Origin of the sequence: Cohnella rhizoplanae (assembly GCF_948329515.1) — a bacterium.
GTDB classification, from domain to species: domain Bacteria; phylum Bacillota; class Bacilli; order Paenibacillales; family Paenibacillaceae; genus Cohnella; species Cohnella rhizoplanae.
The window spans coordinates 205677-228864 of sequence record NZ_CAOJCN010000007.1; the positions used below are offsets into that span (position 1 = coordinate 205677).

The window sequence follows — 23188 nt, forward strand, 5'->3', positions numbered from 1 at the left end:
GAAGGAGCCCCATGCGCAGATTCCTGAACCGTAACCTGACATCGCCTTTTTTGAATCTGAGCATGCGGGGCAAGCTGTTCTCGTTGTTCCTGCTTGTCGCCTTCATTCCGCTGCTGTCTTTCGTCTATTATTCCTACCATACCGTCAAGAGCCAGCTGATCGAGCAGACGTTCTCAAGCGCGGCGCTCATGACGTCTCAGATCAACAGCAATCTGGAGAACAAGCTGGACAATTACAATAAAATATCGGCCTCCCTCTATCTGGACGAGACGCTGCAGGATTATCTGGTCAAGTCCTATCGGGAAGACGCGGAATTTCTCGACGCCTACCGCTACATCGACAATGTCATGAACAACGTGCTCACGACCAATCCGGAGGTATTCGGCATCGCGATCTACACGACCAACGCCTCCATGCATATCGACGATACGTTCATCAAGCCGATGACCGAAGTCATCGAGCGGAAGCCGTGGTTCCACAAGGTGCAGAATACGTACGGCAACGTCATCTTTACCATCACGCCCGCTCAGCCGGCCGATCCGCCGCGCAAGGCGACGCCGCCGATGTTCACGCTCGTCCGCTACTTGAATTACAACAGCCTGAACTTTCCGTACGGCATCCTGACGATCGACATTCAGGAATCCGAGCTGTACGCGCTCATCGACAAGGAGGACAAGGACAAGGACATCTATATAGTCGACGAGCAGGGAACGATCGTGTCCGGCAAGGACAAATCGAGGCTGAACGCGAATATCGGGGAGTGGCTCGCCCTTCCGGTGCAGACGGACGGCTCGGGCAGGTTCGAGGCCGAATACGAGGGGGAAAAGGTGCTGGTCGTGTACAACGCGATCCGCAGCGGCTGGAAGACGATCTCGATCATCCCTTACAGCGGGTTCATGGAAGCCGCGAACCGGTCGACGCACCGTCTCCTCCTCATCGCGTCCGTCTGCCTGCTGCTCTGCATGGTGCTCATCTATGCGGTCGCGCGGCTCTCGACCAAGCGCATCGAGACGCTGCTCAAAAATATCCGGCGGCTCGAGCGGGAGGACTTCGATCTCGTCTCCATGAAAATGGGACATGACGAGATCGGACAAATGTCTTTTGCGCTGCACAAAATGGCCGCCCGCTTCAAAAACCTGATCAACGAGGTATACAAGAAGGAAATTTCCAGGCAAGAGGCCGAGCTTGGGATGCTGCAGGCGCAGATCAATCCCCATTTCCTGTACAACACGCTGGCCTCGATCTCCGCGCTCGCCATGAAAAACCACGACCGCCGCACGCAGGACATGGTCTCCCACTTGGCCAAGTTCTATCGTATCTCCCTGAACAAAGGGAAGAGCATCATCTCGCTGAGCGAGGAGCTCAAGCTGACGCATAATTATATCGCCATTCAGCAGATTCGCTACGAGGATCTCATCCACATCCACTACCGTATAGAGGATGATGTCCGCAGCTTCCCGACCGTGAAGCTCACCCTGCAGCCCTTTATCGAGAACAGCATCCGCCACGGACTGTGGGACGACGACTACGGGATCGGCATCGTGATCAAGGCATACCGGAGAGACGACGATATCTACCTCGAGGTCATCGACGACGGCATGGGCATGCCGCAGGACAAGCTCGCCTGCAGCGCCTCGCTGCAGGAGCTCGGCTACGGCATCTCCAACGTCGACCAGCGGATCAAGCTCGCGTTCGGCGCTGAATACGGCGTCTCGATCTATAGTCGCCTCGGCATCGGCACGCAGGTCGTCGTGCGGCTGCCGTCGGGCGGCGTGTCCGACGTATGAACGAGGGCATCGGAGAAAATGACGAAGGCCGCATCGGCAAGGATAACCTTGCGATGCGGCCTTTGTTAGGTCGTAACCCGTTAAACTTATACGCGCTTGATGCGCCAGGTCGCGCTCTGGAAGTCGCCCTCCAGCTGCGGCACCGGGAGACCCGCATGCATCAGTTGATCGCCGCCGAACCGCTCACCGCTGCCCGCGACCTCATAGTCTGCATTCGGGTCGAGTCCGGCAAGGCGGAGCCAGTCGATCGGCGCGTTCGGCTGGGCGAGCACGCGGAAGAACGCGACGAACGCCTCGGACTTGTCGGCGGATACGATCATCCACGCCGTGTCGTTGCCTTCGAACGGACTCCTGAGGCGATACAGGTCGCCGAACTGCACGAGCTCGCGCAGCTCCTTATATGCTTCGACCTGCGCTTTTACCTCTTCTTTTTCATCCGGCGTGAACTTGGTCAGGTCGAGCTCGTAGCCGAAGTTCCCCGACATCGCCACGTCCCCGCGCATCTTGAGCGACGTCACCCGGTGCACCTGATGGTTCGGTACGGCCGATACGTGCGCGCCCATCGAGCTGATCGGATAGACGAGGCTCGTCCCGTATTGAATCTTGAGCCGGCATACGGCGTCCGAGTTGTCGCTCGTCCAGGTCTGCGGCATGTAATGGAGCATCCCCGGATCGAACCTTCCGCCGCCGCCGGAGCAGCTCTCGAACAGAATGTGCGGGAACCGGGAAGTAATCGTCTCGAGCACGCGGTACAGGCCGAGCATATAACGGTGCGCGGTCTCGCGCTGACGCTCGGGCGGCAGCAGCGCTGAGCCGATCTCGGTCATGTTGCGGTTCATGTCCCACTTCACGTAGGCGATCGGCGCGGAAGCCAGTACGCCGCCTATCGTATCGATAATATAGTCGCAGACGTCGTCGCGCGACAGATCGAGGATCAGCTGGCGGCGGCCCTGGGATCTTCTGCGGCCTTCGACGTGCAGGCACCATTCCGGATGCGCACGGTACAGGTCGCTGTCCGGCGAGATCATCTCCGGTTCGAACCAGAGGCCGAACTGCAGGCCGTGCCCGTTCACCCTTTTCGCCAGATCGTCCAGTCCCTGCGGCAGCTTCTTCAGGTCGACCTTCCAGTCGCCCAGCGAGGTCGTGTCGTCGTTGCGGTAGCCAAACCAGCCGTCGTCGAGCACGAACAGTTCGATGCCGAGCCGGCTGCCCTCCTCCGCGATCGCGGCGATCTTGTCCGCGGTAAAGTCGAAGTAGGTCGCCTCCCAGTTGTTCACCAGGACAGGACGCGAGCGGTCGCGGAATTCGCCGCGGCACAGGCGGCTGCGGTACAGCCGGTGGTAGACTCTGCTCATGCCGCCCAAGCCTTCGTTTGAGTATACGAGCACGGCCTCTGGCGTCTGGAACGATTGGCCGGGCGCTAGCAGCCATTCGAAGTCGAACGGGTTGATACCGATCGATACGCGCGTCGTGCGGAACTGATCCACCTCGGCGGATGCCGCGAAGCTGCCGCTGTACACGAGGCTGAAGCCGTAGACGTCGCCGCGCTCCTCGCCGGCATCCGGCGACAGCAGCGCGAGGAATGGGTTGTGCTGATGCGAGCTGGAGCCGCGCCGGCTCTCGATGCCCTGCTGCCCCTGTACGATGGCCCGGCGGGAGATGTTGCGCTCGTTCGCCCAGGCGCCGTTCAGGTGGACCAGCTCGAAGTCCGCATGCTTGAAGTCGACGCTGGCGCTCAGCGACTTCAAGATGCGGACAGGTTCCGCGCTCTCGTTGACGTAGCGAACCGAGCGGGCGATCGCGTCCGAATCGCGGAACGCCGTGTAGCTCAGAATCGCGAGCATGCCCGAGTGGCGATCCGCAAGCGTCAGCTCCAGGGTCTCCGCTTCTTCGTCGGATTCCGCGTAGGTTGCGGGCAGTCCTTCAAGCTGCGGTTTGCCGGCGAAAATGCGGTGGTCGCGATAGACCAGCTCCGCGACGGTCGTACCGTCCGAGAGCGCGAATTGGTATGCCGGGTTGCGGAAATCGCCCGAACCGTACCCCGGATATTCCTGGGTCAGCGAGTCCAGCGACAGGATCGGCTTGTCCGGATTCACCGTCGGGCTGAAGCTCGAGCGCTCGCGCAGCGTCAGGCTGCCCGGCCAAGATGCGTTCCTGAGCCTGGGACCCCAATAGACGTGTGCGGGATAAAGACCCTCCACTATAGTAAATATGTAGCTTGTATTCGGCGTTTGCAGATGGAAGGTCTGATGCTCCCTGTCGAATGAAATGGCCATGGGGGGCCTCCTTTAATGGAATGATTCTATCCAGATAGCATACCGGAATCGGGTGCGCGGATACATGGAATAAAGACACTTTTATATGTTTTTATGTGACCTAGGGGTTGTTGCCGCGCAATCTGTCCCGCCGCCGCTTTTCACGGGACGCCACTTCTCCTATAATGAAGGAATTGAATCGAATTATGGGAGGGAAATACGGATGCCAACGATCGCGTTTATCGGTCTGGGCACGATGGGATTGCCGATGGCCGCCAACTTGCTGCGCAAGTCCTACGCCGTCGTCGTATACAACCGTTCGCCGGGCAAGGCAGGAGAACTGCTCGAGCTCGGGGCCGAGGAAGCCGACACGCCGCTCGCAGCGGCCCGGAACGCGGACGTCGTCGTGACGATGATCAGCAACGATGCGGCCGTTGAAGAAGTGTATTACGGCTCGGAGGGCGTGTTCGCCGGCCTCAAGCCCGGCACGGTGCTGATCGACAGCAGCACCATCTCTCCCGCGCTGGCGCGCAGGCTCGCGCGCGATGCTGCCGACGCGTTCTGCGATTTCCTCGACGCGCCGGTGACGGGGAGCAAGCCGGCCGCGATCGACGGCACCCTCCTGTTCATGGCCGGCGGCGACGCGCAGATCGTCGAGGATCAGAAGCCGCTGCTGCTGTCCATGGGACGCGAGGTGCTGTACATGGGGCCGAGCGGCAGCGGCGCTGCGGCCAAGCTCGCGCACAATACGATCGTAGGCATCAATGCCGCAGGCTTGGTCGAAGGGATGGCGATCGCGGCAAAAGCAGGGATCGACGCGTCCTCGTTCCTGCGCGTCGTCCAGGGCGGTGGCGCGGCGAGCAAGCAGGCGGAGCTCAAGGGCCGCAAGATCATCGAGCACGACTTCAGCGTCCAGTTCTCGCTGGCCCTGATGCTCAAGGATCTCAAGCTGTCGTCCGTGCTGACCGACGGCTTGGGCGTGCCGACGCCGATGCTCGAGGCGTCCAAGAGCCTGTTCCAGGCGGGCGCCGCCGCGGGCTACGGCGAAGAGGATCTGGCCGCGCTCGCCAAGCTGTACGAGCAGTGGATCGGCGGCCGGATCGGCGCAGATTCGCGCGCCGAAGCAGAGACCTCCGCGGCAGCCGAGACGACGGCCGCCGCGGAGTCGGAGTCCGACCGCCGCAAGCAGAAGCGCGTCGCCTTGAATATCCCGCTGATGATCTCGATCTATCAGTGGCAGGAGGCAGGCTCCTTCGCCGGCCAGAGCGTGGAGGCGGTGCTCAGCGACGTCTCCGAGGACGGCTTGCAGATCGCCTCGTCGATACCGCTCGAGAAGGACATGTTCGTCGTCATCCATTTCCAGCAGGAGACCAGCCTGCCTCCGATGACGGCCCGCATCATCCGGATCGAGCGCAAGGAAGGGCTCTTCCACTACGGCTGCCTGCTGTCGGGACTGGCCCTGTACCAGCGCCTGCAGCTCAAGGAATACATCGAATCGCACGGCTGAGCCGAATTAGGCTCGTCGACGGACTGCATAAAAAAGCCTTCGAGCCGCATATCGCGGCATCGAAGGCTTTTTTTGCATCGTGCGATTAGGCGTCCAGGTACGAGCAGACATAATCCGCGACCTGCGTCACCTTGAGCTTGAACTTGGCGTTCGCGGGCACGGTGAACTCGCCGGTGCCCGAGATCGAGATCCATTCGTCGCTGCCCGGCAGCTGAACGGTCAGTTCGCCCGCCAGAATCTCCATGACTTCCTTCTGGTCCGTGCCGAACTCGTATTCGCCCGGCAGCATGATGCCGAGCGTCTTGCGCGTGCCGTCCGCGAACTTCACGGTGCGGCTCGTCACCTTGCCGTCGAAATAAATGTTGGCTTGCTTGACGACGCTGACTTGATCGAATTGGGACATGAATGATAGCCTCCTGCATCGAATGCGATGCTTCTATTATGCAAAGCGTTAACGCGTCCATGCCGCAGGAAAGCCGGCCGCCGTCTCGGGGCCGGCTCTCCTGCGCAAATCCGCATGTTACATCAGATCAACTTGCGGAACTTCTCCACCACGTTCTCGACCGTAAAGCCGTATTCCTTGATCACGCGGTCGCCCGGCGCGGAAGCCCCGAACGTGGAGATGCCCAGCACCGCGCCGCCGTCGCCGACGTAGCGCTCCCAGCCGAACGGCGATGCCATCTCGATGGCAAGACGCGCCTTGACGCCCTTCGGCAGCACGCTCTCGCGGTATTCGGCGGATTGGGCTTCGAACAGATCCCAGCTCGGCAGGCTCACGACGCGGACGTGGATGCCTTGCTCGGCGAGCGCCTTCTGGGAGGCGACAGCGAGCTGGACCTCGGAGCCCGTGGCGATCAGGATGCCCTGCTCTTCGCCGGCAGCCTCGGACAGCACGTAACCGCCCTTTTTGATACCCTCCCGGGCGAGCTCGGCCGAGCCCTCGAGGATCGGCAGGTTCTGACGCGTCAGGACGAGGGCTACCGGGTTGCCGGTATTCTCAAGCGCGTAAGCCCATGCGGCGGAGGTCTCGTTGCCGTCGGCCGGACGCAGCACGGTCAGGCCGGGAATGACGCGGATCGAAGCGAGCTGCTCGATCGGCTCGTGCGTCGGTCCGTCTTCGCCGACCGCGATCGAATCGTGGGTCAGGACGTAGACGACCGGCTGTCCCATGATCGACGCGAGGCGCACGGCCGGACGCAGATAGTCCGTGAAGACGAAAAACGTGCCGCCGTATACGCGCAAGCCGCCGTGCAGCGAGATGCCGTTCATCGCAGCGGCCATGCCGAATTCGCGCACGCCGAAGTAGATGTTGCGGCCGCTGTAGTCTTCGGCATGATATACCGGGAGTCCCTTCAAGTGCGTCATCGTGGAGCTCTCCAGGTCGGCGGAGCCGCCCACGAGGTTCGGCACGTTTTTGGCGAGGCCGTTCAGGGCGTTGCCCGAAGCGACGCGCGTCGAGACCGGCTTGTCCTCGGTCGTGTACTTCGGCAGGTCTGCGTCCCACCCTGCCGGCAGCTTGCGCGCCAGCGCGTCCTCGAACTGTTGCGCCAGCTCGGGGTAAGCCGCCTTATACTTGCCGAACAGCTCTTCCCAAGCGGCATACGCCTGCTCGCCGCGGCTCTTGACCTCGGCGAAGTGCGCGCGCACTTCGTCGGGCACGAAAAATTCCGGGTGATCCCAATCGTAAAACGACTTCGTCAGCTTGGCTTCTTCCGTGCCGAGCGGCGAACCGTGCGGGCCGGCATGGCCGCCCTTGCCGCCCTTGTTCGGAGAGCCGTAGCCGATGACGGTCTTCACCTCGATCAGCGTCGGCTTGCGCGTCTCGGCCTGCGCCTCGGCGATCGCCTTGCTCAGCGCGTCCAGGTCGTTGCCGTCTTCCACGCGCAGCACCTGCCAGCCGTAGCCGTCGAAGCGCTTGGCCACGGACTCGGAGAAGGACAGGGACAGCTCGCCGTCAAGCGAGATATCGTTGGAATCGTACAGGAGGACCAGCTTGCCCAGCTGCAGATGGCCCGCCAGCGAAGCGGATTCGGAGGAGATGCCCTCGGACAGATCGCCGTCGCCGCAGATCGAATACGTGAAGTGGTTGATCAGTTCGTAGCCTTCGCGGTTGTATGTAGCCGACAGCTGGGCTTCCGCCATCGCCATGCCGACCGCCATCGCGATGCCTTGCCCGAGCGGACCGGTCGTCGCGTCGACGCCCGCCGTATGGCCGAATTCCGGATGCCCCGGCGTCTTCGAGCCCCATTGGCGGAAGTTCTGCAGCTCTTCGATCGGCAGATCGTAGCCGGAGAGGTGCAGCAGTGAATACAAGAGCATGGAGCCGTGTCCCGCGGACAGGACGAAGCGGTCGCGGTCGATCCAGCTCGGTTGGGAAGGGTTATGCTTCATCGACTTCGCGAAGAGCTGGTATCCCATCGGCGCGGCGCCCATCGGCATGCCCGGATGTCCCGACTTGGCCTTCTCGATCGCGTCGATGGCGAGCGTGCGGATCGTCGTCACGGAGAGCTGATCAATCGTCTTGGCGTTTGCTGTCATTATGAAAAAACGACCTCCTTTATCTGCGTTGTTGCGTGATTAAGAGTTAAATGCGTTAATCCGTTAAATCGGCGCAGTTCGGCCTTGCCTATTGTATCATGGGGGTAGTCCGTTTGCCAGATTGCTTGTACGGACAAGCTGTCCGCGCTTGATGCTTATCGTCCGCCGCTCTGCGCAAGATTATCCATGCTCCGCAAGACGCTTTTAAATGAAGGCTACGGTCTTGTTCTGGTAGACGACCAAGCGGTCCTCGATATGCCACTTCACGGCTCTGGCCAGCACGATGCGCTCGATATGCCTTCCCATGCGCCTCAGCTCTTCGACGTTGTTCCGGTGGCTGACCCGCTGTACGTCCTGCTCGATGATCGGGCCCGCGTCGAGCTCGGCCGTCACGTAGTGCGCCGTCGCGCCGATCAGCTTGACGCCGCGGTCGTAGGCTTGATGGTAGGGCTTGCCGCCGACGAACGCCGGCAGGAAGGAATGGTGGATATTGATGATCCGGTTCGTGAAGTGCTCGATGAACTTCGGCGTGATGATCTGCATGTACCGGGCGAGAATAACCAGGTCCACCTTGCCGGCGGTCAGCTCCAGCTGACGCTTCTCCGCCTCCGCCTTCGTCTCGGCGGTGACCGGGATATGGTGGAACGGGATGCCGAACGATTCGACGAGTCCGCGCATGTCGTTATGGTTGCTGACGACCATGCTGATCTCGGCGTCGAGATCGCCGGCCTGCCATTGCCAGAGCAGCTCGAGCAGGCAGTGATCCTCGCGGGATACGAAGATCGCGAGGCGCTTGCGCCGCAAGGCGCGATACACGCTCCAGCGCATCTCGAAGCGGTCGGCGATCCGGGCGAAGTCCTCTTGCAGCGCGGGCAGGTTCTGCTCCAGGCCGGCAAGGTCGAAGGCGATGCGCATGAAAAACATGCCGCTCTCCGGATCGGTCGTGTATTGGTCCGACTGCAGGATGTTCGCGCCCTGCTCGTACAGGAACTGCGAGACTGCGGCGACGATGCCCGGCCGGTCGGGGCAGGAGATAAGCATCCGGGCGCGGTTCGCGTTCTCCTCGCGGCCCTTGCTGTCCTGCGGTTGATAGACGTTCTGGGTCATGACGGGTTCCTCTGCCTCTCTATCGGAAACTTCGCTGTTCTGACTCGAATTGCCAGATCCTTCTCTGCATTATACTTTAGCCAACCATTCCCTGCCCGCCAGATACACGGTGAGACGTTGGTTGATCGCTTCTTCGCTGTAATCGCCGGACAGCACGCGATGCTCGGCGGCCAGATCGTACAGGCGTTCCAGCGGCTCGCGCGGATCGGCCTTGCGCGCCTTGGCGTCGGACTTCAGCAGCTCCCAGGTATTGAGCACGAAGGAACGGTGGTCGATATCCTGCTTGGAGAAGAAGTGATGCAAACGCTCCACGTCCTCGAGGAATTCGCCGCCGAACCGCAGGTCGACCTCGCCGCGCAGCAGCGCGATCTCCGCCTCGTACATCGGGCGCTCCTTGCCGGCTTTTTTGCCGATCCACGGCGTTTCGAGAATGAACGGCTTGGCGGCGAGGGCAGGATGGCTCACGACGTTGTTGATCGCATCGTAACCGATCCAGCCGGAGCCGACCGGCGTGTGACGGTCTTTGCCCGCGCCGCGCGGGTTTTTGCTGTCGTTGAGATGGACGACCGCGATGCGGTCGAGCCCGACCGTGCGGTCGAACGACTGCAGGACGCCGTCCAGGTCGTCCACGATGTCATAGCCAGCGTCGTGCACGTGGCAGGTGTCGAGGCAGACCGTAAGGCGATGGTTGTCATGCACCTTTTCGATGATGGAGGCCAGTTCCTCGAAGCTGCGGCCGATCTCGGTCCCCTTGCCGGCCATCGTCTCAAGCGCGATATTAACGTTCGTGTGCTTGGTCGCGTCCAGCACCTCGTTCAGCCCTTCGGCGATGCGGGCGATGCCGTACTCCGGATCCTTCTCCGTGTACGCGCCCGGGTGCAGCACGATATTATTCACGCCGATGGCGTCCGTGCGGCGCACTTCCTCCTGAAGGAAGTTTACCGCCAGCTCGAACGTATCTTCCTTATAAGAACCGAGGTTGACGATATACGGCGCGTGGACGACGATCTCGCCGATCCCGGCCTCCGCCATCGCTTCCCTTCCCTCGGGAATGTACAGGCTCTCGATGGGCTTGCGCCTCGTATTCTGCGGGGCTCCGGTGTAGATCATGAACGAGCTGGAGCCATAGGACTTGGCTTCATCCGTCGCCGTCAGCAATCCCTTGTCCGAAAAGGACACGTGGGAACCGATCTTCAGCATGGCCTTACTCCTCTCCGTCTGCGGCGCCCTGCGATGCCCGGGGCCGTCCATTGAAATCACACCCTATTGTAGCGCGAACCTCGAAATAAATCTAGAAGACGAGAGACGGGAAATAGAGCGGGCGAGCGTTGCGGACAATGGCTCCGGCCGTGCGCCGCCGCTGTTGGAAAATCCGCCTAAGCGTGCGTCTCGAGCGCGCAGCAACGGGCGATAATAGTAAAAGCGAACCGATAGGGAACGATCTCGCAAAAGCGGACAAACTTCTGGAAATACGATATAATTTCGTAAGCGAGGTGACTTTTATGATGAAATCCAGTCCCGATTGGTTTATGTACTTTATTGCGTTTTGGGGCATCGTCCTGGTCGTTTTCATGAGCATCGGCGGCTTTTTCATGTTTCGCAAGTTTCTGAAGGTGCTGCCCAAGGCGGACGGCAAATCCAAGCTCGACTGGCAGAACCATTGGGTGGAGCTCAGCCGTCCGCTGTGGAACGAGGAATCCAAGGCGATGCTGGACAAGCTTGCCTCTCCCGTCCCGAACGCCTTCCGCGATATCGCCAAGCATTCGATCGCGGCGAAGATCGGACAGCTGGCCGTCGAGAGCGGCGAAGGGAAAGTGACGCAGGAGCACTGCATCAAAGGCTATATTTTGGCGACGCCGAAGCGCGATCACGCCTTTCTGATCAGCTTCCTGGACAGCAACGGCATCGATTACGCGCCCTACAAGCATCTGCTCGATACGGAAAAAACGAAACCTTTGGCACCTCCTGTCGTCTAACCTAAGTAGCGGAACTTCCAGACAGGGAGCCGCACTTCAGTTCGGAGGTGGTCTCGGTATGTTCAATCAACTGAATCGATACGGAAAAAATTCGGCCTGGGCCGTCGCCGTGTTGGCCATGCTGCTCACGGGCGCTGGCTGCAGCAACGACAAAAACGGAAGCGAATCTTCCCCTGCGTCCAGCGTATCCGCATCGGCTTCTGCGTCTCCATCAACGTCGCCCGAAGCCTCTCCCTCTTCTTCGGCACAGCCTGAAGGCAGCGCGGCTGCATCGCCTACGGCGACTCCATCGGGAGAGCAGCAGGAAAAAGAGTCGACCGGCACGTACAACGGCCAGATCGACAATCATTCGATCGAGATCGAGAGCGCCGACGGCGTGCGGGCGTATCAGATCGACGATGAGATATCGGACAAGCTATCATCCTGGGACGACAGCATCAAGGTAAAGTTCAAGTACAAGATCAATGAGATCAAAGGCGATAACGAGACGATCGAGCAGTACGTCATTACCTCGATCGACAAGCAATAAGCCTAATGAAGAGGTGAGACCATGCGAACAGCGCTTTGCGGCGGCACCGGATTTATCGGTTCGGCGTTGGCCGAAGCTCTCTCCGCGCGCGGAGACGAAGTATGGATCATTACCCGGAGCAAGCCTGCGGCACCTGCCGCAGGCTTGCTTTATGCGACTTGGGACGAGTGGCAAGCCGCGCCGGATCTGACGGGCCCGCTCGACGCGATCGTCAACCTGAGCGGAGAGAGCATCGGCCGCAGATGGACGCGCGAGGCCAAGCGGCGCATCGTATCCTCCCGACAGGATGCGGCCGCGCGCATCGCGGGCATCGTCGGCCGCATGCAGCATGCTCCTGCAACGCTCGTCAACGCCTCGGCCATCTCGGTATACGGTCATGCAGAGTCGAGCGGCGGACGGTACCCGGCTCCATCGGACGAGGGCGCACCGGCGTCCCGCTCCGACTTTTTGAGCGAGACGATCGTGCAATGGGAAAATGCAGCCGACCGCATCCCCGTCGGCCGGATCGTCAAGCTGCGAATCGGGCTCGCCTTGGGGAAAAGCGGCGGATCCTACCCGATGCTCAGCCTGCCTACCAAGCTGTACGCGGGCGGCCGGCTCGGTTCAGGCAGGCAGGGCATGCCCTGGATTCATATCGACGACATCGTCGGCCTCATCCTGCTCTGCCTGGATACGCCAGCCATATCCGGTCCTGTCAACGCGGTCGCGCCGGAGACGGTCGATAATGACGCCTTCGGCAGAGTCTTAGCCAAGGTCCTACGCCGCCCTTATTGGCTTCACGCGCCGGCCTGGGCGATCCGCGCCGCGCTCGGCGAGATGTCCGCGCTGCTGCTCACCGGACAGTTCGCGGTGCCGCGCAAGGCGCTGGGGCACGGCTACGAATTTCGTTTCCCTCGGCTCGCCGAGGCGCTTAGGGATATAGAAGGCCAAGCTTAACTCAACCGGACGCGTGGAAGCGGTAGATCGATCCGGCCATTTGAAGACAATCGCCGGCGGCGAGCGGATAGGCCTCGTAGGGCGCCATTGGTTGACCGTTCAACCAACTGCCGTTGCGCGAGCCCAGGTCCTTGGCCGCCCATCCTCCCTGCTGCCGGAGCATCTCCAGATGCGCACGCGATACGCCGCTGGATTCGTCGACGTGCTGCGCCGCCTCGCGCGAACGGCCGATGATCACCGAGTCGGCCTGAAGCGCGACCCGGCACGGACGATCCGCGGATTCCCATTCGAGGTAGCACTCTACGGGTTTAGCCGGCATCGCGGCCTGGAGCAGCTCCGTCGCGTCCCGCCTCGCGGGCAGCCACTCCGTTTGCGGCCGAGGTTCCCCCTCTTCCCCGATCTGTGCTTCTTCGTCCCCCCCATCCTGCCGCGCCGTACCACCAAAAGGCTCGAATCTTGCCGACGCGCCTGCTTCCCTTACGCTCCCGCCCTCGTCCCTTTGATTCAAACGAACCGGCCAAGCCGGGAGCTCGTCCTGGGCGGATATCGCCGGAGCCTGAATCGCGGAAGGCACTGCCGGCGGGATCTCCATATCGCGCTTTGCTTCCCCGCCCCCTTTAGGCGGCCAGCCGTTCCACAAATACAAGCACAAGCCGACGCATGCTGCGGTAGCGCCGAGGGATAGCGCCAGACCTGGGGTTCCGGAAGCGTCGACGTACAAAATCTTCCATGCGATGCCGGCCGCGACGGCAGCCAGCGCGGCCAGCCAGACCCGCCATCTAACCACGCTCATGCCTGCCGGTATTCCATAGATTCGCCGGGGCTCCTCCTCCCGTACCGCGTCGCTGCTTCCCTGTCTCTGAACGCTTGCAGCCGGCTCTGCGCCGAGACGATGCCAGGAAGAACCGTCCGCTTCGTCCCTTTTTCGAATCGTCGGCTTTGCCGGACTTGAAGCAGCCCATGAATCGCGCGGGTTAATGCCGGGCTGATCTGCTCGCGGATCGTTATTCGCATGTATGGCGGAAGCGACCGGCACCTGCGATTCTCGCAAATGCCCGAATCCGATGCCCGGATGGGTGATGGCGCCGATGCTGCCCGCACGCTCCTCCGCCCTTTCGCATAAATACCGGCGCGCGAAGTCTCTCAGTGCCGAAGGGACGAATTTCTTGGAAGCCGTCATCTCCAGCAATCGTTGCATCGTCTTGCCGTCCGGATCTTCCGTGCGCATCAGCCACCGGACGATCAATCGTTCTATATCCGCTCCATCGTCGTCCTCCCCGCTGGCTGCGATTGGCAAGTACGCGAAGCGCAGATCGTGCCAACCGTCCCCTACGAAAATATAATCGTCCTTGAGAAGAAGACTTCTAAAATCCAGCATATGATCATGGCATTGCTCGGCGGTCTCCGCCAGCTTGCACAGCGCGGCCATCGCGTCGGTCATCGTCCAACGTTCGGTACGCAGCGCTTGGCTGAGCATCTTGCAGCCCGTGAGCCGGTATCGCAGCCGAATCTCGCCGTCAAGCTCCTCTACGGCCATCGGCAGGATGCCGGGAATCGAGCAGGCCTGAAGCATGCCGACCTGCACCCGGTCAAGCTCCTCCCGGCGCCAAGGCGAGTGCCGCCGGAGAACCATCCATAGGCCGCGTCTTTGCTCGAATTTCGTATTCAGTTCCGTCATGTCATCCCTCCTTTACTTGTCCGTGAGCTGTCGATTCTGCTTCCCCGCCTCATCTTTTCAACCGCCGTTCCACGCGAGCAGCGCGTACGCCGGCGCGACCGCCAGCATGAACGGGAACTTCGCGCCTTTTCCGGCATGCGCCGGATGAATGCCCCACGGCCATCTCAGCTTGAGGGCCCAAGGGCGGACGAGGGGGATTCGGCACGACAGCAGGACTACCGCGATTGCTCCGGCGATCAGCATAGACGCTGCCGCCAGCTGCAGGACCGCGGATGCTCCGGCCCAGACGCCAAAGGCGGCGAACCATTTGACGTCGCCTGCGCCTAGTCCCTTCGCGGCATGAAGCAGCCATAACGGAACCAAGCCCGTGGCAAAGCCTCCCAACGCAAACCATACGCCGCCCGAGCCGGCTGCGGCTAACTGAAAGACGAAGCCCCCGGCGGCAAATACGAGGCACAGTATATTGGGTATTTCCATGCGCCGAATATCGGTCCAACAAGCGCAGAGCAACAGTACGGCCGTCGCCGTCGTTACGAACGCATGCACGGCTAGCCTCCTTTCCCTACGGTTTTAGATTGAACTTGAAACGTCTGCTGCAGACTCCCGCCTTCGTAGGAGGCCACCCAGGCCCACTCCCCCGGTGTCGTATTGCCGGAGACGAGCCATGTCCAGGACACGTTTCCGGCGGCATCCGCCGTGGCCGTCCCCAAATGCCGCGCCTGGCTCAGGCCGCTCTTGTAGACCACCTTAAGATCGACCGAGGCGCCCGGTTCCGCGCGCAGAACCAAGGTTATGCGGCGTCCGCGCTGAACGGGACTCGGCTCGAGCGAGACAAAGGCTAGCGAGCCCGAATCTTGACCGTCCGTCGGAGCGGCGGAAGCCAAGCGTTCGCCGCCGGTCCATACCCGCTCGCGGACGGACGCCCGGAGGATGAGCGGCCGGCCCGACCAGGGAAACGAGAAAGGCAGCCTGTACTCGGCCTCGAGCACGAGAAACGCCCGGGAACTGTCCTCCGCATCGGGCAGCTCGACCTTCGTCAACTTCATCCTGGACGGCTGCACCATGGACTTCCGCAGTCGTTCCGCAACGCGAGGCTCCAGCGCCAGCTTGGCCGCCAGCGCGTCCGGATACCAGCTTCCGTCCGCAAAATGGCCGGCCCACGTCGAAAGCGGTTCGGGCAGATAGGGCGCGATCTTGCCGACGGTCTCCTGCGTACCCGCCAGCCTGTCTTTCCAAGCCGAGCCGGGTTCGCTGCCGGTCGCAGCTTGCGCTTCGGCGATGCTCTCCGCCAACGGATACCAGACTGCGGCCGTCTGCCTTGCCGTCTGGGAGAGCGCACCCTGGAGGGCCATCGAGACGATCGATGCGTGAATCAGATAGATGAGAAACAGTACGCATATCATGACGATCGGCATGGTGAGCGCGGCCTCAAGCGTCAGGCTCCCTTCGTTGCCGGACCGCCGCCTACTGGTATCCATAATTCGCCGCATACGTCGCCTCATAACGGCTTCCCTTCACCGTCCCTTTCCACGATGCCGTCTTCCCCGCCAGCCTGGCCGCGCCAGGCAGAAACCACAAGCGAATCGAGGAAACGCCGCGCACGCTCGCATAGGTATACGCCTCCTGAAGATCGACGTCCAGCCCGTCCTCGATCAAGGCGATACGCCGGGCCGTCTGCGCGTCCGAGCCGCCGTGCAGCAGCAGAAACAATCGGATGTAATCTTTGTAATAGGTGTCGATCTTCGCATACTTGGACAACGGGATCACGCCCTTATCGAGCAGCCCCTGTATATCCTTGACCGCCTCGGAAATGCCGTAGAGAGCTGCTGCGGCCAATACGACCAGCGGATGACCGTACGAACGGCATTCAATAAGCCCCTCCATCGTCCGGACCGCAAGGCGCAGCGAGAATATCTCGCCGTACGCAGCCGAAATGTTCGCCGCTGGATTGCCGAGTCCGTACAAGATGTATTCGTTCTCCTGCGCATGCGGCATAAGCAGGCCTGCTCCGCCCCCGTTGAGCATCGACCTCACAGCGGACGGCTCGGCCATCGTAAATCGCGCGTACGAGTATTCGGCGAAATAGACCGCGTCTCTTAATCCGCCGACGCCGTCTCCCAACGCATCCATCCAACCGTCGGCGGACGAGAACGCTGCCTTGCGCCCTTCCGAAGCATCGACGGGTAGCCGCGCCGACGCAGCCGCTTCTACCTGGACTTTGTTCCAGGAAAGGTTGCGTTCATAGAGACCGCGTACCCTGTCGAACGCCTGCCTTTCCTCGGGCGACGAACGGAGACCGGACAGCGTGCCTAAAAAGGCGGCAGCCCCGGACCAGGCACTCCTCGAACGCTCCTCCAGCGCCTTGCGCTCCTCGTCGCCCGCCCGCTGGGAACGGAGCGCGTCGATCCGCCCGGCGGTGACGCTTCCGGAGGCGCCGTACCTGCCCGAAAAGACGGAGAGGAGCGATTGAAGGCGTTCGGCGCCTTGGCGCAGCGCGCCGTCCATGCCGGACGATCCCGGCGCCGCGCCAAGCGTGCCCGCGAACGACGTCGCGGCTGCCTTTAATTCGCCGCCTGACTCTCGCAGGCCGGCCAGCTCGTCCCGGTAACGGGTCCAGTAAGCGTCCGTCAGCACCATGTCTGCCGTCGTACGCCTGAGCTCGCGTAGCGAACCCGCTTCTCCGCCGTCGAATCCGCCTGCTCCCGTCTCCGCGGGCCATTCCGCCGGCGTCTGCGCCGCCGTTTCGGCAGTCTCCGCGATCCGGGCCATCTCGCGGTTCGCGGACCCGGCTTCCTCGATGTCGCGCAAGGCCGCTGCAAGCGCCTCTTCCATTGCGGCCGACGCCTGCGACGCCTTGGCCGAGAGCTGGCCCGACAAGCGCTGGACGCCTTGTTCGTAGGCGGCGATCTGAGCGCCGTATCGCGGACCGTCGTCGGGCTCGGGCGTCGGACTCGGCCGCGGCCGCGGCGAAGCGGTCGGAGCGGGCGAATGCTGCGCCGACTCCGCTTCCCGCAGGCGCCGCGCCTCCGCTCGGGCCGCGTCCTCCGCCCGCTTCGCTGCATAATCCCCGTACATGAGGGCGGCGTCCGCAGTATCTCGAACATCTCCTGCCTGCTTGCTGCCGGTCAGCGATGTAGGCGGCTGCGGGACGAGTCCCCGCAAGCTCCCGGCGAAGCTGTCTCCCGCTTCCTTCTGGCGACGAAGCGCACGGTCGAGAGCCTTCTCCCGCTTCTCGTATGCCGTTCGCATATCCTCCAGCAGATCCGAGGTTTTGCGGGCCTCCTTCATCAACGCGGGCAATCCTCTGAATCGGGAAGCCAAATCGATCGTCAGATCGATCGGCGCCTTATACTTCATTTCCTCGAGCACCTGCCGCCTGAAAATACCGTGAGCGGCGAGCGGCCTGCTCTCCAGCACCTCCGCCTCGCTCCATTCCGTATCCAGCAGCCTCAGCGCGTCCGCGTCTTCGGTCTCCGTATGTCCCGCCAGCACTTCGGAGAGCAGGGCCTCGGACGTGCTGCCCCCCGTCCCGAATAAGCCGTAGCGTTGGTACAGCAGCGGGTCGTAAGCCGACAACACCGCTCTCGAACCTGCTTTGACTGCCAACTCCGCCTGGTTGCGGAAGGCCGCGATCCGGCCGAAGTCGATAAGCGTTCCTGTGAGGAAAATCATCCCCGCCATCACTGCCGCAAGGTATATGGTAACGGTCCCCGAGGATCCGCGGACAAGGCGCCGATATATTGATCCGAGCATGCCGCTCACCACCCCACCCTCCTCTAACCTGCCGCATAGCGGCGTAGTCGTCAGCCGCTTTTTCTGCTCAATATCGCGCCGGCCTTATCGAGATACGGCTTCGATCCGCCGCTCTGTCCTGCGGCCCTCGCCGTGTAATAACGCGCGAGGTCGAAGGTACGCAACCACTCGGCCGGCTCCGTGACCGGGGACGATGCCTCCGCGGATGCTACGGCGGACCCCCGCAGCGACGCCAGCGGACTGAGTTCGCCGGGATCCGCGGCGGATGTCCGAATCTCCCGCGACAATGCCCCCCGCTCGTAGCCGATGCTGCCCCGCCAGTTGGTGCCGAGCGCCTCGGCCGCGGGATACAGCTTGCGCAGCGTCAGTCGTTCGCCCGGATCCTCCGTATCGGGGTAGCCGAGCGTATCCGCGGACTCGTCTGCCTGCCAGCCGAACAAGCCTTGGAGCAGCGCGTCGTCCGTCAGGCGCCAATACAACCCGTCATACCGCCCGTCCGCATAAGCGCCTGTCCCGAACTCGCTGCCCGCGTGGCCCCAGTTAAACGCCGCGCGCTCGGTCGTCACGGAGGCTTTGTAACGAACGATCGCGTTCTGAGCGGTGTACAGCGCGTAAAAGAGAAGCAAAAACGTCACGATCAGCAGCATGGGCATCAGCATGCTCGCTTCGAGCGAATAAGATCCGGACCGCTGCCGCCATAAAGCGACGAAGCAGCCGCGAATGCGATACGAAACCGGGCCGGCAGGGGCTTCGCGACGATAGAGATAGACCATTTGGCCTTAACCGAAGAACGAGTCGGATTTGTCTTCCACCTTGCCGAACAGACGCTCCAGAAAATCAAGAATCCAATCCCTGAACAGCACCGCGATCGCGATGATCACGGCTGCGATGAGTACGATCTCCAGCGTGCCGAGGCCTTCTTTATTTCTCCAAAACGCGGTTAGCTTAGCTGTAAGCTTGGATGCCAAACTGCCGGATGTCAGCCTAATCGAAACGAACCTGCCAAAACCGATATAAAGACGTTGAATGTTCATTAATGAGTCCCCCTTAAAATTTATCCGTTTGCCATCAGCAAGATCGACGGCGTGCCCACCAGCACCAATATGACCAGAAAAATGACGGCCAGCGGAAAAGCGAGCCTCGAGGATGCCCTTTCGCCGAGCGTCTTGGCTGCCGCCTTGCGCTTCTCCCACAACGTGCGGGACAGCTCGCGCAGCGCGGCTACGAACGTAACGCCCCCGTGCCTGGCGTTGATCAACAGCGTCGTGGCGAACAACCTCGCTTCCGGCACGGCGCACCGGCGGCCGAACTCCTCCCAGGCAAAGACGAACGATTCCCCTCTCTTCACCGCCGTCACCGCCGCCTCGAGCTCCGCATACAGCGGATGGCCGCCGACGTCCCTGCCCCCTGCGGGCCTATCCAGACAGCGCTCTAACGCGCGAAGCACGTTTTCGCCCGCGTTGACCATGAGCAGGAGGCGGTTCAACAGCTCGGGCAGTTCCATCACGATCCGATGTCTGCGATCGTCCAGCTTGCCGAACAGCTCTTTTCTTTTCATGAGCGGCAAGAGTGCCGCTACTAGCGCGCCCAGCCCTGTCAGCGCGCCGCTGCCGGACAGCCACCCCAGCGCCGAGCCGGCCAGCAGCGCGCAGTACGCGTAGCCGGCAGACTCCGCAGCGTGTCGCAGCAGACGCGCCGGCACGTCCCTGTCGCCGGACAGTACGGACAGCGCGGCCTGCTCCCGATGCAGCTTGGGGGCGAGCCTCGTCCATACGGAACGGCGGCCGAGCAGCGTGGACATCGGGTCCAGCAGGACGTGACGGGGACGGCCCCAAGCCTTGGTTCGATACGTCTCCGCGAGCAACACGGCATACCCGGCCAACAGCAGCATTACGAGCGATCCGAGCGCGATCCGTATCATAAGCGAATGTCCATGATCCGCGACATCCACAGACACACGCCCGCCAGCGCACCCAGGCACAAGGTCAGCACGAGGAGCCCTCCGCCCCGATACAGAGGCTGCATGTAGTCGGCCGCGAAGGAGCCGAGCAAGCCCACGAAGCCGAATGGCATAACCATCATCAGTTTGGATTCGAACTTCTTCTGGGCGATCATGACGCCGACCTCGAGCTCCACCTCCAGCTTCTCCCCGATCAGTCCCGAGGTGCGCCGCATCACCTCCACGAGATCGCCGCCCGAGCGCTTGCAGATGCGGAACGCCTCGGCGAAGTTCCCGATCTCCTCGATGCCGCTCCGCACGGCAAGATCGCTGAGCGATACCTCCAGCGGCTCGCCGTTGCGCAGCCGGTTGACGACCGCGCGGATCTCCCGGAGCAGCGGCGCCTCGGGGTCCCCGATGAGCATCGCCATATCCCCCTCGAGCGCGCCGAACGCGGTCTCCACGGAGCGGCCGGCGGAGAGCAGCGACGACAGCGTCTGCAGCATCTCCTTGAACTGCAGCCGGAGCCGCTCCTGCCTGCGCCGCTGCAAGAACCTCGCCAGAAACTTGGGCCCGTACCAACCGAGAGGCGTCGCCAGCAGGGCGATCAGCGGCTGCCGGTACAGCAGCCATACGGCGGCGAATCCGATGCAGGCGGCGCCGGCCGCCGCATAGATCCGCTGCGCCCGGTCCAGCTCGTACACGCGGTAATCCATCATCGACGATCTTCCTCCTCTCCCGCAGGCTCAGCCGCATCCCACTTGCGGCAGTCCCTCAATTCTCCTGCCCGGCGCAGCCCGCCTCCGGACTCGCCTCCCCCCTCGCGGAGATACAGCGGATGCAAATCCACTTCGCCGTCCCGAAGCCCCGCGACCTCGCTGATCTCCACGACGCGCCTGCTGCCGTCCCGGTAACGGCTCAGATGCACGATGACGTCCAGCGCCGAAGCGATCTGCCGCCTTACGACCGCGACCGGCAGGTCCGAGCCTCCCAGCACCATCGTCTCCAGCCGGGAGAGCATGTCGCGGGCGGTGTTGCTGTGGCCTGTGGACAAGCTCCCCTCGTGCCCGGTGTTCATCGCCTGCAGCATGTCCAGCGCTTCCTCTCCCCGCACCTCTCCGACGATGATCCGGTTGGGACGCATTCTCAGCGAGGCGCGGATCAGGTCGCGCATGCCGATCCGGCCTTTGCCTTCAGTGTTGGCATTGCGCGTCTCCAGCGACACGAGGTTCGGAATGCCCCGGATCTGCAGCTCGGCCGCGTCCTCGATGGTGATGACCCGCTCGTCGGACGGAATCCACTGGGCAAGCGCGTTCAGGAACGTCGTCTTGCCGGAACCGGTGCCGCCGCTGATGAAGAGGTTGTACTTGGCCCGCACGAGCCGCCTAAGCAAGTGCGCGGCCTCCGGTTCGAGCGCCCCCAGCTTCACCAGGTCGTCCATTCCCAGCGGGCGCGCGGGAAACCGTCTGATCGTGACGGTTGGTCCCTGCAGCGCGACGGGCGGCAGGACCACATGCACGCGGGAGCCGTCCGGGAGCCGGGCGTCCACGATCGGCGACGCCTCATTCACGATGCGGTTGACCTGGCCGACGATGGATTGGATCAGGTCCTCCAGCCGTTCGCGGCTCTCGAAGCCAAGCGGAGCGAGCTGCAGCCTGCCGCTTTTTTCGATAAAGATACGCTCGTGCCCGACGATCATGATCTCGGTAACCTCCGGATCCTCGAGCAGCGGCTGCAGCGCATCCAACCCTCTGAAGGAGTGGAACAGCCTGCTCACGGCCGCCCCCCGCTCCTCGGACGTCATTCGCCCCATGCGCGGAACCGCGAACAGCTCGGCCTCGATGAGCGTTCTGAGCTCCGGGTCCGTCACGGCGGAGTCCCAATCCAGTCTCGCCCTCACGCGCTCGCGCACCGCGGCGATCTCGTCGGCCGTAAGCTCCGCGCCGATCATCGATAGCCGCCTCCGGCGGCAATCGGACGCTCGCGAAGCTCGCCGTCCCCCGGGCTTCTCCCGGAGGAACGGCTCGAGGGGTAACCGATCTCCCGCTGCGACGGATTCCGGGGCTCTGTCCGCTCCCCCGGCCGCGCATAGCCCAGCCGGTCGAGCAGCCGGTCCACGCCGCCGGAGAACGCGGGAGCCCCGAGCAGCGCGCTCATGTCGGCGACGCGCTTCCACTGCGGAACGAAGGGCAGCGTATGCCACGGCGCCCCGCCCGAGAGCCGCGTCGCGTCGGCGGACGGCTCGGCGAGCGACTTGTTCAGCACGAGCGTCGACCTGGCCGGCAGATCCGTCAGCCTGCCGTCCCACTCGCGAAGCATGAGATCGGTCTTGCGCAGCAGCTGGGCGTCGTCCGCCGCGATCCAGCAGATCCTGGCGCTGAGCTCGAGCAATCGCTGCTGCCAGCCGGCGAAGCCCCCGTCGGGATCGGCGACGATAAGATCGAAGCCGCCGTGACGGCGCAGCGCGTCAATAAGCGCCTCGAGCCGCTCGGGCGTCATCGCGAGCAGCTCCGCCGGATGGTCGGCCGCGTCGAGATAGCCGGCGCCGATCGCCGAGCTTCTGGCGCCAAGGCCGCGTATGCGCGTCTCCGCCGAAGCCGGATGCGCCGTCAGCTCGTACAGCAGCCTGGACAGCCCGTCCGTCTCGCCGGCGCCGAACAGTAAGCCCGCGCCGCTCAGCGCTTCAAGATTCAGATACATGACGCTGTATCCGCGCTCGGCCGCTTGACGGGCCAGATTCAGCGCGAGCGTCGTCTTGCCCGCGCCTCCGCCGGCCGAATAGACCGTCCACACCTCCGCGCCTTCCCTCTGTACTGCGGGAGCGGCCGCGGTATACCTGCGAATCTCGGCGGCAAGCCGCGGCAGCGGCTGGTACTGCCCGATGGCGGGCAATCCCTCATACTCGCCCGAAGCGCCGCCTTCGACCAGCACGACGATGCGCGTACCGCTCGGCAGCGCCCGCCTGACGTCGTCCAGCATCGACTGCTGGACGACGAGGAGGTCGGCCCCCGGACTGTCCTGCAGATAAAGCGTCAGCGTGTCCGCATGCGTGAACGCCGCGACCTCCGTCTCCGGCTCCCGCTCCTTCAGGTAGAGCGCGAGCCGGCTCGCGTACCCCGGCTGCGGCGCCGCTACCGCCAGACGTCTTCCCATGATCTTGATCCTCCCTTCGCCGGCAACGAC

The 23188-nt window shown here is 62.8% G+C and carries 20 protein-coding genes and 1 pseudogene; 6 read left to right on the forward strand and 15 right to left on the reverse strand.

The window, feature by feature from the left end; genetic code table 11:
- Positions 1–11 precede the first annotated feature (11 nt).
- Positions 12–1787, forward strand: coding sequence for a cache domain-containing sensor histidine kinase (locus PQG80_RS13570; RefSeq protein ID WP_271751895.1), 1776 nt, complete (start codon positions 12–14; stop codon positions 1785–1787).
- Positions 1788–1873: 86 nt separating this feature from the next.
- Here PQG80_RS13570 and PQG80_RS13575 read toward each other — a convergent pair whose 3' ends face one another.
- Positions 1874–4063, reverse strand: a complete 2190-nt coding sequence (locus tag PQG80_RS13575) for an alpha-galactosidase (RefSeq protein WP_271751896.1) — start codon at positions 4061–4063, stop codon at positions 1874–1876.
- 202 nt (positions 4064–4265) lie between these two features.
- Between PQG80_RS13575 and PQG80_RS13580 the strand changes: the two are divergent.
- Together PQG80_RS13580 and PQG80_RS13585 are read left to right on the forward strand one after the other, a co-directional pair.
- Positions 4266–5147 (forward strand): annotated as a pseudogene (locus PQG80_RS13580) (NAD(P)-dependent oxidoreductase); the annotation flags it as partial.
- Positions 5142–5549 carry a PilZ domain-containing protein gene (locus tag PQG80_RS13585; RefSeq protein ID WP_271751942.1) on the forward strand — a complete coding sequence of 136 codons (408 nt, stop codon included), beginning with the start codon at positions 5142–5144 and terminating at the stop codon, positions 5547–5549. The pseudogene PQG80_RS13580 and the gene PQG80_RS13585, both read left to right, overlap by 6 nt.
- Before the next feature lie 85 nt (positions 5550–5634).
- Here the strand turns inward: PQG80_RS13585 and ppnP are convergent, their stop codons facing one another.
- The 4 genes from ppnP to PQG80_RS13605 form a co-directional block, all read right to left on the reverse strand.
- The gene (gene ppnP, locus PQG80_RS13590) at positions 5635–5952 is read right to left on the reverse strand and encodes a pyrimidine/purine nucleoside phosphorylase (RefSeq protein ID WP_271751897.1); all 318 of its coding nucleotides are present in this window, start codon (positions 5950–5952) and stop codon (positions 5635–5637) included.
- Positions 5953–6074: 122 nt separating this feature from the next.
- Positions 6075–8087 (reverse strand): transketolase, encoded by a 2013-nt coding sequence (tkt, locus tag PQG80_RS13595; protein WP_271751898.1) that lies wholly within the window; start codon positions 8085–8087, stop codon positions 6075–6077.
- A 204-nt stretch (positions 8088–8291) separates the two neighbouring features.
- Positions 8292–9194 carry a formyltetrahydrofolate deformylase gene (gene purU / locus PQG80_RS13600; RefSeq protein WP_271751899.1) on the reverse strand — a complete coding sequence of 301 codons (903 nt, stop codon included), beginning with the start codon at positions 9192–9194 and terminating at the stop codon, positions 8292–8294.
- 69 nt (positions 9195–9263) lie between these two features.
- Entirely contained in the window at positions 9264–10394 is a 1131-nt protein-coding gene (locus PQG80_RS13605) for a deoxyribonuclease IV (RefSeq protein WP_271751900.1), read from the reverse strand.
- A gap of 305 nt (positions 10395–10699) precedes the next feature.
- On the opposite strand from PQG80_RS13605, the gene PQG80_RS13610 reads away from it, so the two are divergent.
- Genes PQG80_RS13610 through PQG80_RS13620 form a run of 3 tightly spaced genes read left to right on the forward strand, consistent with a single transcriptional unit; the run spans position 10700 to position 12635 of the window.
- Entirely contained in the window at positions 10700–11170 is a 471-nt protein-coding gene (locus tag PQG80_RS13610; protein WP_271751943.1) for a DUF2621 domain-containing protein, read from the forward strand.
- Positions 11171–11228: 58 nt separating this feature from the next.
- Complete coding sequence (locus tag PQG80_RS13615) at positions 11229–11699, forward strand: hypothetical protein (RefSeq protein WP_271751901.1); 471 nt, start codon at positions 11229–11231, stop codon at positions 11697–11699.
- 21 nt (positions 11700–11720) lie between these two features.
- Positions 11721–12635, forward strand: a complete 915-nt coding sequence (locus PQG80_RS13620) for a TIGR01777 family oxidoreductase (RefSeq protein ID WP_271751902.1) — start codon at positions 11721–11723, stop codon at positions 12633–12635.
- Position 12636: 1 nt separating this feature from the next.
- Here the strand turns inward: PQG80_RS13620 and PQG80_RS13625 are convergent, their stop codons facing one another.
- The 10 genes from PQG80_RS13625 to PQG80_RS13670 all read right to left on the reverse strand — a co-directional run bounded on the left by PQG80_RS13625 (position 12637) and on the right by PQG80_RS13670 (position 23158).
- Positions 12637–14313, reverse strand: a complete 1677-nt coding sequence (locus PQG80_RS13625) for a DUF6382 domain-containing protein (RefSeq protein ID WP_271751903.1) — start codon at positions 14311–14313, stop codon at positions 12637–12639.
- A gap of 57 nt (positions 14314–14370) precedes the next feature.
- Positions 14371–14859 carry an A24 family peptidase gene (locus tag PQG80_RS13630; protein WP_271751904.1) on the reverse strand — a complete coding sequence of 163 codons (489 nt, stop codon included), beginning with the start codon at positions 14857–14859 and terminating at the stop codon, positions 14371–14373.
- A gap of 2 nt (positions 14860–14861) precedes the next feature.
- Entirely contained in the window at positions 14862–15791 is a 930-nt protein-coding gene (locus tag PQG80_RS13635) for a TadE family protein (protein ID WP_271751905.1), read from the reverse strand.
- Entirely contained in the window at positions 15778–18075 is a 2298-nt protein-coding gene (locus tag PQG80_RS13640; protein WP_271751906.1) for a TadE/TadG family type IV pilus assembly protein, read from the reverse strand. The genes PQG80_RS13635 and PQG80_RS13640 overlap by 14 nt, the downstream gene beginning before the upstream one ends.
- A 41-nt stretch (positions 18076–18116) precedes the next feature.
- On the reverse strand, positions 18117–18725 hold the full coding sequence (locus PQG80_RS13645; protein ID WP_271751907.1) for a hypothetical protein: 609 nt from the start codon (positions 18723–18725) through the stop codon (positions 18117–18119).
- 120 nt (positions 18726–18845) lie between these two features.
- Complete coding sequence (locus tag PQG80_RS13650; protein ID WP_271751908.1) at positions 18846–19100, reverse strand: Flp1 family type IVb pilin; 255 nt, start codon at positions 19098–19100, stop codon at positions 18846–18848.
- Positions 19101–19120: 20 nt separating this feature from the next.
- Positions 19121–19987 (reverse strand): type II secretion system F family protein, encoded by an 867-nt coding sequence (locus tag PQG80_RS13655; protein WP_271751909.1) that lies wholly within the window; start codon positions 19985–19987, stop codon positions 19121–19123.
- On the reverse strand, positions 19984–20724 hold the full coding sequence (locus tag PQG80_RS13660; RefSeq protein WP_271751910.1) for a type II secretion system F family protein: 741 nt from the start codon (positions 20722–20724) through the stop codon (positions 19984–19986). The genes PQG80_RS13655 and PQG80_RS13660 overlap by 4 nt, the downstream gene beginning before the upstream one ends.
- A complete protein-coding gene (locus PQG80_RS13665) occupies positions 20721–21956 on the reverse strand; it encodes a TadA family conjugal transfer-associated ATPase (RefSeq protein ID WP_271751911.1) in 1236 nt (411 codons plus the stop codon). Before PQG80_RS13665 ends, PQG80_RS13660 begins: the two co-directional genes overlap by 4 nt.
- Entirely contained in the window at positions 21953–23158 is a 1206-nt protein-coding gene (locus PQG80_RS13670; RefSeq protein ID WP_271751912.1) for a nucleotide-binding protein, read from the reverse strand. Before PQG80_RS13670 ends, PQG80_RS13665 begins: the two co-directional genes overlap by 4 nt.
- Positions 23159–23188 lie beyond the last annotated feature (30 nt).